Origin of the sequence: Actinophytocola glycyrrhizae, from assembly GCF_042653545.1 — a bacterium.
Classification (GTDB): Bacteria; Actinomycetota; Actinomycetes; order Mycobacteriales; family Pseudonocardiaceae; genus Actinophytocola; species Actinophytocola glycyrrhizae.
Window position 1 is genome coordinate 760,539 of record NZ_JBHSIS010000002.1, and the last position, 12,741, is coordinate 773,279.

Annotated in this window: 13 protein-coding genes; 11 read left to right on the plus strand and 2 right to left on the minus strand. The window is 70.8% G+C overall.

Features of this window, described 5'->3' with window-relative positions; all coding sequences use genetic code 11:
- Positions 1-169: 169 nt before the first annotated feature.
- On the plus strand, positions 170-1,135 hold the full coding sequence (locus ACFPCV_RS03475) for a hypothetical protein (RefSeq protein ID WP_378054363.1): 966 nt from the start codon (positions 170-172) through the stop codon (positions 1,133-1,135).
- 82 nt (positions 1,136-1,217) lie between these two features.
- Here the strand turns inward: ACFPCV_RS03475 and ACFPCV_RS03480 are convergent, their stop codons facing one another.
- Together ACFPCV_RS03480 and ACFPCV_RS03485 are read right to left on the minus strand one after the other, a co-directional pair.
- Positions 1,218-3,272: an MDR family MFS transporter gene (locus tag ACFPCV_RS03480; RefSeq protein WP_378054365.1), complete on the minus strand. Its 2,055-nt coding sequence runs from the start codon at positions 3,270-3,272 to the stop codon at positions 1,218-1,220.
- A 68-nt stretch (positions 3,273-3,340) separates the two neighbouring features.
- Complete coding sequence (locus ACFPCV_RS03485; protein ID WP_378054367.1) at positions 3,341-4,651, minus strand: cytochrome P450; 1,311 nt, start codon at positions 4,649-4,651, stop codon at positions 3,341-3,343.
- A gap of 143 nt (positions 4,652-4,794) precedes the next feature.
- On the opposite strand from ACFPCV_RS03485, the gene ACFPCV_RS03490 reads away from it, so the two are divergent.
- The 10 genes from ACFPCV_RS03490 to crcB are packed head-to-tail and all read left to right on the plus strand — an operon-like array spanning position 4,795 to position 12,732.
- Positions 4,795-5,025, plus strand: coding sequence for an acyl carrier protein (locus ACFPCV_RS03490; protein ID WP_378054369.1), 231 nt, complete (start codon positions 4,795-4,797; stop codon positions 5,023-5,025).
- Entirely contained in the window at positions 5,022-6,560 is a 1,539-nt protein-coding gene (locus ACFPCV_RS03495; RefSeq protein WP_378054371.1) for a long-chain-fatty-acid--CoA ligase, read from the plus strand. The genes ACFPCV_RS03490 and ACFPCV_RS03495 overlap by 4 nt, the downstream gene beginning before the upstream one ends.
- 48 nt (positions 6,561-6,608) lie before the next feature.
- Positions 6,609-7,865, plus strand: a complete 1,257-nt coding sequence (locus tag ACFPCV_RS03500) for an SDR family oxidoreductase (RefSeq protein WP_378054373.1) — start codon at positions 6,609-6,611, stop codon at positions 7,863-7,865.
- Between the two features lie 25 nt (positions 7,866-7,890).
- Positions 7,891-8,823 (plus strand): isopenicillin N synthase family dioxygenase, encoded by a 933-nt coding sequence (locus tag ACFPCV_RS03505; RefSeq protein WP_378054375.1) that lies wholly within the window; start codon positions 7,891-7,893, stop codon positions 8,821-8,823.
- 13 nt (positions 8,824-8,836) lie between these two features.
- Positions 8,837-9,454: a hypothetical protein gene (locus tag ACFPCV_RS03510; protein ID WP_378054377.1), complete on the plus strand. Its 618-nt coding sequence runs from the start codon at positions 8,837-8,839 to the stop codon at positions 9,452-9,454.
- Complete coding sequence (locus ACFPCV_RS03515) at positions 9,451-10,365, plus strand: hypothetical protein (protein WP_378054379.1); 915 nt, start codon at positions 9,451-9,453, stop codon at positions 10,363-10,365. Before ACFPCV_RS03510 ends, ACFPCV_RS03515 begins: the two co-directional genes overlap by 4 nt.
- Positions 10,362-10,598, plus strand: coding sequence for a phosphopantetheine-binding protein (locus ACFPCV_RS03520; protein ID WP_378054381.1), 237 nt, complete (start codon positions 10,362-10,364; stop codon positions 10,596-10,598). The genes ACFPCV_RS03515 and ACFPCV_RS03520 overlap by 4 nt, the downstream gene beginning before the upstream one ends.
- Position 10,599: 1 nt before the next feature.
- Complete coding sequence (locus ACFPCV_RS03525) at positions 10,600-11,871, plus strand: aspartate aminotransferase family protein (RefSeq protein ID WP_378054382.1); 1,272 nt, start codon at positions 10,600-10,602, stop codon at positions 11,869-11,871.
- Between the two features lie 40 nt (positions 11,872-11,911).
- Positions 11,912-12,367: a fluoride efflux transporter FluC gene (locus ACFPCV_RS03530; protein WP_378054384.1), complete on the plus strand. Its 456-nt coding sequence runs from the start codon at positions 11,912-11,914 to the stop codon at positions 12,365-12,367.
- Positions 12,364-12,732, plus strand: coding sequence for a fluoride efflux transporter CrcB (crcB, locus tag ACFPCV_RS03535; RefSeq protein ID WP_378054387.1), 369 nt, complete (start codon positions 12,364-12,366; stop codon positions 12,730-12,732). Before ACFPCV_RS03530 ends, crcB begins: the two co-directional genes overlap by 4 nt.
- Positions 12,733-12,741: the final 9 nt, after the last annotated feature.

Sequence of the window (12,741 nt, forward strand, 5' to 3'; positions counted from 1 at the left end):
AAACTGCCATCAGGAATTGCCGACAAATGCCACGGCAACAAATGGGTCGCTGTCAGTCCGGGAACGGCGGTCCGGTAGTTCCGGCAAATGCCACGGTTCCCTCCGCGGGTGGAGCGGACCGGTACTCAGGAGGGACGTGCGGGCGGGGCGAGCCGGCGAGAGTGTGGTCATGGACATCGTTCGGACCGTGGCGGTGACCGCGAGTCTCACCGCCACGGCACTCGGCGCCACGTGGCTGGCCACCGGCACCCGCAACCCGCTCGACCACCCCGGCCGCCCGTTCGGCTCGGCGCTGTCGGCATACCCGGACGACTGGGTGGGCGCGATCTTCCTCGGCTGTGTGCTGGTCGCGCTGGCCGCCGCACTCTGGCCACGCGGGCTGCCGGGCCGGGAGTGGGCGGCGGGCACCGCGATCGTCGCGCTGCTGGCGCTCATGGACGCGTCGACCCTGATGGCCGTCGGCTACCTGCCCGCGACGCTGGTCGGTCCGCTGTTCGGGCTCGACGAGGCGGACCCCGCACTGTTCCTCTCCCCCGGCCTGCTGCTCCAGTTGCTGCTGCTCACCGCGGTGGCCGCGTTCGGCGCGGTGCTGGCCCGCCGGTTCCGCGCCGGGGACCACGACCTCGCCCGCGCCACCGCCAGAACCAGGTTCTGGACGCGGATCGCCGTCGAGGCACCGCTCGTGTACGCGCTCACCAGGGTGCTCATGTTCTTCCTCGTCCCCGGGTTCGACATCGCCCCCTTCGGCGACCCGATCCTGTGGGCCGGCCTCGGCCTCGCGGTGTCCGCGAGCCTCGGCGCGTGGCTGACCTGCGGACTGGTCCGGCCGTGGGGCGAGGTGTTCCCCCGCTGGCTGCCGGGGCTCGCGGGCAGGCGGGTGCCGATCCGGCTGGCCGTGGTGCCCGGCCTGCTCGTGGCGGTGATGGTGGCGACCGCGGCGAAGGACATGCTCCAGTCGCTCGGCGACGGTGCCGCGCTGGTCGCGATCACCGACTGGCCGCTGGTCACCCTGCCCACCTTCCTCTGGCCGCTGTGGGCCTTCGCGCTGGCCATGGCGACGTCCTGCTATGGGATTCGCCGCACGCTCACGGAAGCGAAAGTCTCGGCCCGCCACAATGCGGCGAAAATGGGATAGCTTTCGAACGCGCGCACGCAATCTCCGAATTTCCGGCAACCGGGGCGGTTTCGCTGCTCCCGTCAGGGAATTCCGGGCATGGTCACGTGCTGTCGGCGGATCGCCTGGTCCCCGCGCCGACGGGGACCGGGCCGTCCGTCTCGTCCTCGGTGAGCAACCTGCCGGCGACGGTCCTCACCGCGGCACGCAGATCGGTGCCGGGTGGGCGGCCGATGTCCCGCTCGACACGTTCTTCCAGCCACGCGGCCCACGCCCGGCCGATCAGCTCGGCCTCGTGCCGCCCGGTCGCGGTATGGGTGTACGCCCAGCCGTCGCGGGTCAGGTAGCCCGCGCGCGCCGCCCGGTCGAACACCGGCTCCAGCACCTCGGCGGGCAGGCGGCGGCGGGCGGCGATCGCGTGCAGGTCGGCGCGGCCGGTCATTCGCACGGCCACCTCGACCTGCACGACCGCCCACGCGCCTGCGACGTCCAGGCGGGTACCGGAGTCGGCGACGATGCGCCGCATGGTGTCGGCCTCGGTGCCGCGGATGATCCGGCCGACCGCGGACTCGAGCAGGCGCTGCGAGTCCCCGCCGGTCGGCGACGCGAAACCCTCCCCCATGTCGGTCGAGCCGATGCGGGCGCTGTCGCGGAGCCGGACCTGTTTGAGGAACAGGGACACGACGAACCCCAGCAGCGCCACCGGCACCGTCCACAGGAACACCGTCCGCAGGGCGTCGGCATACGCGTGGACGATCGGATCGGCCGCGGCGGGCGGGAGCGCGTGCAGGCCCTGCGGGCTCTGCGCCGCGGCGGCGATCGTGTCGGGGTCCTCGGCGCCGGTACCCACGGCCGCCGCCACCCCGGCGGTGAGGTCCGAGGCCAGCGCGTTCGAGTAGATCGTGCCGAACACGGCCGTGCCGAACGCGCCGCCGAGCGTGCGGAAGAACGTGACACCGGACGTGGCCGTGCCGAGGTCGGCGTAGTCGACGGTGTTCTGCACGACGATCGTCAGCACCTGCATGCACAGCCCGATGCCCGCGCCGAGCACGAACATGTACAGCGACACCAGCCACCCGTTCGTGTCCGGCCCCATCCGCGACAGCAGGAACAACCCGAACGCGGTGACGGCCGAGCCGACGACGGGGAAACTCCGGTAGTGCCCGGTCCTGCTGACCACCGTGCCGCTGAAGATCGAGGCGCACAGCAACCCAACCACCATCGGCAGCGTGCGCACGCCCGCGAAGGTCGCCGAGTCGCCGTCGACGTACTGCAGGTAGGTCGGCAGGAAGATCATCGCGCCGAGCATCGCGAAACCGACGATGAAACTCAGCAGCGAGCACACCCCGAACACGGGGTCTCGGAACAGCCGCATCGGCAGCATGGGCTCCGCGGCCCGGGTCTCCGCCCAGCAGAACAAGCCGAGCGCGACCGCCCCGCCCACGAACAGACCGACGATCACCGGCGAGCCCCACGCGTACTCGGTGCCGCCCCAGCTGGTCGCGAGCACCAGCGCCCCGGCCCCGGCCGCGACGAGCCCGATACCCAGGTAGTCGACGACCGCGCGGGCCCGCGCCCGCACCACCGGGATGGTCCGCGCGGCCGCGAACACGACGACGATCGCGATCGGCACGTTGACGTAGAACGCCCACCGCCACGACAGGTGGTCGGTGAACAACCCGCCGAGCAGCGGCCCGACCACCGTCGACACCCCGAACACGGCACCGATCGCACCCTGGTACTTGCCGCGCTCACGCAACGGGATGACGTCCGCGATCAACGCCATGGACGTGACCATCAGCCCACCCGCGCCGATCCCCTGCACCGCCCGCCACGCGACCAGCAACGTCATGGAGGTGGCGGTGCCGCACAGGAACGAGCCGGTGATGAACACGATCGTGGAGACCTGGAAGACCAGCTTGCGCCCGAACAGGTCACCGAACCTCCCCGCGATCGCGGTCGCGATGGTCTCGGCGAGCAGGTAGACGGTCGCGACCCACGACATGTGCGCGGCACCACCGAGCTCCGACACGATGGTCGGCAACGCGGTCCCGACGATCGTCTGGTCGAGCGCCGCGAGCAGCATCCCCAGCATGATCGTCACGAAGACGATGTTCCTGCGCCTGCCGTCCAGCACCGGGGGCGTCGTGGTCGTCACCCGGTCACGATCACACGAGGTCAACGCCACCGCACCTCGGACAGACCAGCCCGGACACCCCGCCTGGGTCAGGCGCGTGGCGTGACGATGATGCGAGCGCCCCGGCTGGGGATCAGCGTGATGTTACGTGGCTTGGCGAACTCCGGAGCTTCGCGGGCGGGACGGATGTCGTAGCGGGTGAGGGCCGCGCGCAGGACAGCCGACATCTCCTTCAGGGAGAAGCCCGCGCCGAGGCAGCGGCGGACGCCGCCACCGAACGGGATCCAGGTGCCCAATGGCAGTGGTTTACCCAGGAAGCGTTCCGGGCGGAACTCGCGCGGGTCCTCGTGGTGGTCCGGGTTCTCGTGGGCGAGTGTCGTGTTCGCCGCGACGATCGTCCTCGCCGGGAGGTGGTGGCCCGCGATGTCCGTCGGTTCGGTGAGCACCCTCGGCACGTTCTGGATGATCGGGTGCCGCCTCAGCGCTTCCTTCGCCACCGCCTGGAGGTAGTCCTCGTCGGCGATGTCGGCCGCGTCCTGAGCCCTGCGCAGTACGGCCGGGTTGCGGGCCAGGTCGTGGAAGGACCACGCGAGCGCGGTCGCCGTCGTTTCGTGGCCCGCGAGGAGCAGGGTGATCATCTGGTCGCGCAGCTCGGCGTCGGTCAGGTCGGTGCCCGCCACGCTCAGGAGCCGGGACAGCACGTCACCTCTGACGGCCACGTCCGTCGCCGCCCTTCGGTCGGCTATCTCCGCGTACAGCAGGCGGTCCACCTCGCGCAGGTTGTCCGCGCTCCTCCGCCACGGCGGGAACCGTGCCAGCGCGGGGTAGCTCCAGCCGAGGGCCGTGATCGGGTTGATGTCCGTGAGGGTGCGGATCCTCGGACGCAGCTCGGTGAGTCTCGGGCCGTCAGCCATGCCGAACACGACACGCAGGATGATCTCCAGCGTCACGTCGTTCATCGCCGCGTGCACGGGGAACTCGCGGTTCGCCTGCCAGGTTTCGACGTTGCGCTCCGCCAGGTCGGTCATCATGTCGCCGTAGCCGCGCAGGGCGGCGCCGTTGAACGCGGGCATCAGCAGCTTGCGGGTGCGCAGGTGCTCGTCCTCGTCGGTGATCATCACCGAGCGGGGGCCCATCACCGGGCGGAGGATCTCGTTGCCCTCGCCCGCGTGGAACACCGCGGGCGTGCCCGCGAAGACCTCGCGGATGTGGTCCGGACTGGACAGTGTCACCACCGTCTGCCCGCCGAGCAACCGGATCGTGAACACCTCGCCGTGACGCCGGCGCAGGTGGCGCAGCAGATGTGGGCGCACGGTCATGAAAAGCGCGGTCTGGACCAGTGCCGGCAACCGTGAGCCGGGCGGCAGCACCGCGGTCTGGGTCTGCGCGAGCGTCACCATGTGCCGAGTTATACGGCGGGGTTCCCACCGCGACAAGATCGCGCGAGTGGCCCGCGAGCGCTGCTCATGACAGTTACCGCGCAATGGATCCGGGCCTGTTTACTCCTCGGACAACGGTGCTCGTCGGGCGAATGGGATGGCACATGGTAGAGGGGCGCGTACGCGACGTGATCGCGTCGGTGTTGGCGGTGGCACCTGCCGAGGTGCCGGACCGGTTGTCGCCGGAGACGGTGCCGGGCTGGAGCTCGCTGCGGCAGGTGCAGCTGGCTCTCGCACTGGAACAGGAGTTCGGCGTCGAGGTCGATCCGAACGTCATCCCGGACCTGGTGTCGCAGGCGGCGATCCTGGCCTACGTGCGGGAGGTGGCCGCGTGAGCCCGAGAACGGTGCACGACGTCGTCGCGCACCACGCGGCCCGCCGGCCCGACCGCGTCGCGGTGCTCTGCGAGGACCGCGCGGTCACCTACGGGCAGCTGCACCACTCCAGCACCAGGACCGCGAACGCCATGCACCGGTCCGGTGTGGAGGCCGGCGACCGTGTCGCCTACCTCGGTAAGGAATCCGAGCAGTACTACGACATCCTCTTCGCGTGCGCCAAGGCGGGCGCGGTGCTGGTGCCGGTCAACTGGCGCCTGACCCCGGCCGAGGTCCACCACATCCTGCTCGACTCCGGCACCACGCTCCTGTTCGCCGACGACGAGTTCCTCGACGTCACCGCGAAGCTCAAGGCGGACCTGCCCCGGCTGCGGCGCATCGTGCCCATCCCCGCGCTCGAACAGTGGCGCGGCGCCGACGACCACGACCTCGCGCCGACGTTCGACGAGGCGCAGCCGATCGCACAGGTGTACACCAGCGGCACGACCGGCAACCCGAAAGGCGTGGTGCTGGCGCACCGCAGCTTCTTCGCCGTCAAGGCCGCGCTGGAGTCACACGGTCTCGACTGGATCGACTGGCGCGACGACGACATCAGTCTCATCGGCATCCCCGGCTTCCACATCGGCGGCCTGTGGTGGGCGATCCAGGGGTTCGGCGCGGGCATCACGATGGTGTCGGTGCCGGTGTTCGCCGGGCACGAGACCGTGCGCCGAATCAGGGAGCTCTGCATCACGACCGCGTGCGTGGTGCCCGCACAGCTGCAGATGATGCTCGCGCCGCCCCGCCCGCGCCGCACGGACTTCGCGTCGCTGCGCAAGGTGGTCTACGGCGGTTCGCCGATCTCCGAAGCGCTGCTCGGCCGGTGCATCGAGACGTTCGGCTGTGAGTTCGCCCAGATCTACGGCCTGTCCGAGAGCGGGAACACGGCCGTGTGCCTGCCACCGTCCGAGCACGTGCCGGGCGGACCACGCATGCAGGCGGCCGGGCGCCCCTACCCCGGTGTCGACGTGCGGATCGTCGACGATGCCGGCAACGCGCTGCCAACGGGCGAGGTCGGTGAGGTGTGCCTGCGCACCCCTGCCGCGATGCTCGAGTACTGGGGGCTGCCGGACGCGACCGCCGCGACACTCGTCGACGGCTGGCTGCACACCGGTGACGCCGGCTACCTCGACGCCGCCGGGTTCCTGTTCATCCGGGACCGCATCAAGGACACCATCATCGTCGCCGGTGAGAACGTGTACCCGGCGGAGATCGAGAACGTCGTGTCCGCGCACCCCGCGGTGCTGGAGGCGGCCGCGGTCGGCGTCCCGCACGAGCACTGGGGCGAGGTCGTGCACTGCTTCGTGGTGCCACGGCAGGGCGAGACCATCACCACCCGCCAGCTCGTCGCGTTCCTGCGTGGCAGGATCGCCGACTTCAAGATCCCGTCCGGCTTCGAGATCACCGACTCGCTGCCGCGCAACCCCAGCGGCAAGATCCTGCGGCGTGAGCTGCGGGAACGCTTCTGGCAACACCTCGAACGCCGAGTGGCATAGCAGCACCCGGCGTCCCTGTCCTCCTCACCGAACAAGGCGGTATCCCCCATGCGAATCTCCTTACGGCACAACAGCGACCGGCTCGCGTTACTCACCGGCAGGCCGAAGCTGCTGTCGGTCGGCTACTCGGCGGACCCGTCGATCGTGGCGCGGGCACTGCCCCGCCGGGCCGACGACGAGCGCAAGAACGTGCTCCTGCTCGGCGGCAACGGGTTCGTCGGCATGCACTTCCTGCACGACCTGCTCGACGACGAGCGCATCGAGAAGGTGTACGCGCTGGTCCGTCCCAAGGGGAGCAACTCCGGCGCGGCGCGGATCGCGCGCCAGGCACGCAAGTACAAGATGGCGCTGCCGGAGTCGGACAAGCTCGTGGTGCTCGAGGGCAGCTACCTCGAGCCGTCGATGGGCCTTCCCGAGGCACGGTACGAAGAGCTGCTGTCCGAGGTGGACGTGGTGATCGACGCCGCGGGCGGCACCACCCACGAGTACCCGTACTCCCGGTACCGGCGGGAGAAGGTGCTGCCCACGGTCACGCTCGCCGAGTTCTGCCTCACCCGGCGGTTCAAGACGCTGCACGTGATCGGTTCGGTCGGCAGCGAGGTCTACACGCGGCTGCGTGACTTCTACCGCCCCAGCTTCTTCTTCTGCGGCTACAGCAAGATGAAGTACGTCGTGAAGCACCTGTCGCTGCGGATGAACCGCGACGGGGTGCCGATCCACGTGTACCAGGCGCCGTTCGCGCTCGGCGGGCCGGGCACCCGGTTCAAGGACCCCGGCATGGAGTACTCGTTCTGGAACATGGTCTGGCACATGGTGCAGCAGGGCAGGACCTACCAGTTCGGCGGCACGAACCCGATGGTCGCCGGTGACGTGCTGACCAGGGCGGTGCTGAACAACGCGCTGTCGCAGGCACCGAGGCCTATCAGCTACCCGGTGACGCCGGTGACGAACGAGCAGCTCGCCGAGCGGCTCGGACTGGACCTGGTGCCGTACAAGGAGTTCCGTCGCGGGCTCGTGCGGACCAACCGGTTCCGGCTCGGTGAGGTGAAGTGGCGCAACCCGATCGCGAGCGCGCGCCGTGAGTGGCAGCGCGCGAGCTTCGTGCGCTCGCTGTTCCCCCGCTGCCTGCCAGAGCTGCTGACCAGCATCGACACGGCCGTCCGCGCGCCCGCCGTGCCACTGAACGCGGGCATCCCGGCCATCGACGTGCTGGTCGAGAACGCCAGGAACATCCGCAAGATCGCGAAGGACCTGCCTGCCCTCGCGCGGGCGGAGCAGGTGGCCACGCCCAAGAAGGCCGCCTGAGGCACCCAGGAACAGGGGTCGGATCATGAGTGCACCAGAGATCGACGAGTTCGTCCCGGTGGTCGACCTGTCCGCCCGGGGCAGCGCGGAGGGCCGCGCCGCCATCGCCGCGACCATCGGCAAGGCGTGCGAGACGTCGGGATTCTTCACCGTCGTCGGGCACGGCGTCGCGCCGGAGCTGGTCAACCGCATGTACCGGACGACCAGGGGCTTCTTCACCAGCCCTGAGGACGAGAAGGACCGCAGCCTCAACCAGGGCTCCGGCGTGTCCGGCCTGCGCCGGGTCGGCGGCCCGTACGAGGCGTTCGCCGCGCACGTGACCGGTGACCTGCCCGACGAGGAGCGCGCCGCGCTCGGCACGCACCCGGCGACGTGGAAGGCCGCGAACATCTGGCCGGACCAGGGCTTCAAGGCGACCTGGTACGACTACATCGCGGCGATGACCGACCTGTCCTCGGACATCATGCGGTTGTTCGCGCTGGCGCTCGACCTGCCGGAGCGGTTCTTCGACGGCAAGTTCGACAACCACGTCTCGCTGATCCTCGCCAACTACTACTACGCCGGACCCGACCCCGACGCGCTGCGGCGGGAGAAGCACACCGACTGGGGCAGCCTGACCGTCCTGTACATCGAGGACGAGCTCGGCGGCCTGCAGGTGCAGCGCGGCGACGACTGGCTCGACGTGCCGTCGATCCCCGGCAGCTTCGTGGTGAACATCGGCGACCTGATGGCGTTCTGGACCGGTGGCCGCTGGGCCTCGACCGTGCACCGCGTGGTCACACCACCGGACGCGGCGGTGCGGTCCAGGATCTCGATCCCGTTCTTCTACCTGCCCAACCACGACGCCACGATCGAGCCGATGCGGCCGCTGGCGGAGGCGGACACCGGGCTTGACCGCGTGACGGTCGGCGAGTGGTTCTCGCACAAGATGCAGTCGGTGTACAAGGCAGCGGCCTGAGAAGGGGTGTGCCATGCGGCTCGAGACGCGGGACCTCGCGTGGAGCGACACGTGGCGGGCGGCGCGGCTGCTGGCGCACGCCTACCGGGACGGCACGATCTGGGCGGCGGCCGGCGTCGTCCCCGGGTGGCGCAAGCAGACGGCGCTGACGCTGCTGTACCTGGCGGAGCTGGTGATCTGCCGGCTGGAGAAGGGTTTCGCGCTCGGCGCGTTCCGCGGCGACCGGCTCGACGGGGTCATGATCTCCTACGAGCACGGTGAGCGGCCGACCCCGTGGTGGGGCTGGCTGCTGCGGGCCTTCGCCTGCGTGTTCGCGGGCCCGGTCGCGGTGGCGCGCTGCGTGCGCGTCTCGAACGACCTGGAACGGCTCAAACCCAGGGAACCACACGTCTGGTACGCGGTGCTCGGCAGGCGGGACGACGCACCCGGCGTCGGGTACGCGCTGTTGCGGGCCGGGCAGGCGCGGGCGGACGCGCTCGGGCGGCCCGGCTACCTGGAGACCTCGGCCGGCGAGGAACAGGTGCGGATCAACGAGCTGCTGGGCTGGACGCTGCGCGACGAGTACGTGCTGCGGACCGGTGCCGTGGTCCGCACCATGTGGCGGGACTGCCCGGTGAAGGTGTCGTCATGACCGGCGTCATGAGCACGGCGTTGTCGCTCGACGGGATGTACCTCGTCCCGGGGGAGCACCACGTCCCCGACACCGACCGGGCCGCGGCCGCGGAGCTGCTCTGCTGCGACGAACAGACCATCGACGCGCTGGTCCAGAGTGGTCTCACGGTGCGGGACGGCCGGTTCGACGGCCGGGACCTGTTCAACCTCGGCCTGCACTCCGGCACCGGGCGCACGGTGCCGGAGCAGGCGTTCGCGTTCTCGCTGCGGTGGATGCGGGGCACGGACGACGCGCTGCTGTCGCCGCGCACGCTCGGGTTCACCCTCACCGCGGACTGCGCGTGCCAGGACGTGGCACTGGCCGTGCCGCGACCGGACCGGTACGGCGGCACGGTGACACCGGTGCCGGAGCACGACGTGGTCGACGCGTCGGCGGTCACCGCGACCATCCGCACCGAGGGCCGGGCCGCGCCGCTGCGGTCACCGGCGCTGCGCGGGCTCGTCGAGGAGTTCGCGGGTCTTGGCGTGCGGTGGGTGAAGCTGCCGGACGCGTTGCGGGAGGACGAGTCGCTCGTGACGGCGCACCGGGTGGCGACGTGCGAGTCGGCGAGCCGCTGGCTCGCGCGCCGCTTCCTGGCCGCGGGCTACCCGGCGGCGACCAGGATCGGGTGGGTCGTCGGCATGCTCGACCTGGTGCACGCATGGGTCGAGGTGACAGACGACGACGGCGAGACCAAGGTCGTCGACCCGGTCTTCTCGTTGTTCGCCGCGACCGTGCCCGGCGCGAACCCGCTGCTGACCGACCCTGCCGTGGCGCTGCGCACCAACCGCCTTGTCCCGACCGGACTGGCGGTCGGGGACCGGGTGGCCACCCACGGCTGCGACCTGCCCGTCACCGTACGGATCAACCCCGTCAAGGAGGGGTCGTGAGTGTGCCCGCGTTCATCACCGACTTCCTGCACCGCAAGTGCCCGGACAGCGGCCCGATCGGCGAGGACGAGGACCTGGTGCTCACCGGTGTCCTCAACTCGATGCACTTCGTCGAGCTGCTGTACCTGATCGAGTCTGAACTGGACACCGAGATCTCCATGGACGACGTGTCCAGTGCGGACTTCCGGACGATCGCGAGGATCAGGAACCGGTTCTTCCCCGAGGCCGCCTGACATGTCGCTCGACACGGCGCTGGCGGTGGCGCGGGCCCGGTTCGTCGCGGACAACCCGGCGAGCCGGGCCGCGCACGAGCGGGCGGTGGCGCACCTGCCTGGCGGCAACACGCGGACGACGCTGTTCTACGAGCCGTTCCCGCTCACCATGGCGCACGCGGACGGCTGCCTGCTGACCGACCTGGACGGGCACACCTACGTCGACCTGCTCGGCGACTACACGGCCGGGCTGTACGGCCACAGCAACCCGGTGATCCGCAGGGCCGTCGAGTCGGCGCTGGACAACGGCTGGAACCACGGCGCGCACGGCACGGACGAGGCCCGGCTGGCGGCCGTGCTGTGCGAGCGCGTGCCGAGCATGGAGCTGGTGCGGTTCACCAACTCCGGCACCGAGGCCAACCTGCTGGCGCTGGCGACCGCGACCACGCACACCGGCCGCGGCACGGTGCTGGTGTTCACCGGCGCCTACCACGGTTCCGTGCTGTCCTTCGGCAGCGGCGCCTTCCCGCTGAACGTGCCGCACCGGTTCGTGGTGGCCGAGTACAACGACATCGCCGACACGGCGGCCGCGATCGACCGGCACGCGGACGACCTGGCCGCGATCCTGGTCGAACCGATGCTGGGCAGCGGCGGCTGCCTGCCCGCCGACCCCGCGTTCCTCGCCTACCTGCGGGCCCGCGCGGACGAGACCGGTGCGCTGCTGGTCTTCGACGAGGTGATGACGTCGCGGATGGCGGGCGGCGGCATGCAGGAGCTGCTGGGCATCACGCCGGACCTGACCACGCTCGGCAAGTACACCGGCGGCGGCATGACGTTCGGCGCGTTCGGCGGCCGCGCCGACGTGATGGCGATGTACGACCCCCGCCGCCCCGGCCACCTGGCCCATGCCGGGACGTTCAACAACAACGTGCTGAGCATGGCGGCCGGGTACGCGGGCCTCACCGAGCTGTTCCCGCCATCGGCGGCCAGGGAGCTGTTCGACCGCGGTGAGCGCCTGCGTGCCCGGCTCAACGCGGTGGCCGGCGGCCGGATGACGTGGACCGGCATGGGCAGCATGCTGACGGTCCACTTCGGACCAGGTCCGGTCACCGGTCCGCGCGACCTGCGCCCGGCGCCCGCCCACCGGGAGCTGTTCCACCTGGACATGCTGGCCCGCGGTTTCCACCTGGCCCGCCGCGGCATGATCGCGCTGAGCCTGGCGGTCACCGACCACGAGTGTGACGCGTTCACCGCCGCCGTCGATGGCTTTCTGTCCGAGCTGCCCGACCGCTGATCCGGTATGGTGGCGGCAACCCGCCCGTGGAGCAGCACGCATGGCCGACAGCGAGCCGATCGACTCCGATGTGGACCTGCGGGTCCCCGCACAGCGCACCGAACTCGCCCACCACCTCCTCCCGGTGCTCGGCGTAATCGCGCTCGGCGGCGGCCTCGGCGGACTCGCCCGTTACGGCCTGGCCACCGCGCTGCCGACCCCGCCCGGGCACTTCCCGTGGGCCACGTTCGTCACCAACGTGTCCGGTTGTTTCCTCATCGGAGTGCTGATGGTCCTCGTCACCGAGGTGTGGGCGGCCCACCGGCTGGTTCGGCCGTTCCTCGGGGTCGGGTTCCTCGGCGGGTTCACCACCTACTCCACCTACGCGGTCGAGCTGCACGGTCTGCTGCGCCCCGGCACCGCGGGCGTCGCTCTGCTCTACCTGGGCGGCACCCTGGTCTGCGCGCTGCTCGCGGTGCTCGCCGGGGTGGGGCTCACCAGGAAGGCCCTCGTGTGACCGCCGTCCTGGTGTTCCTCGGCGCGGCGGTCGGTGCCCCGCTGCGCTACCTCACCGACCGGCTGGTCCAGTCCCGCCACGAGACCCTCTTCCCGTGGGGCACCTTCACCGCGAACCTCGTCGGCAGCCTGGTGCTCGGTGCGCTCGCCGGTGCGGGCACCGCGGTGCCGCACCCGGTGCTCGCGCTGGCGGGCACGGGTTTCTGCGGCGCCATGACCACGTACAGCACGTTCAGCTACGAGACGCTGCGGCTGGCCGAGCGGAAGGCGTACTTCTACGCCGCGATGAACGTCGTCGTGACCGTCGTCGCGGGGCTCGGCGCCGCACTGCTGGCGTTCGGCACCACGCACGCCCTCCTGCGCTGACCGGGCCGT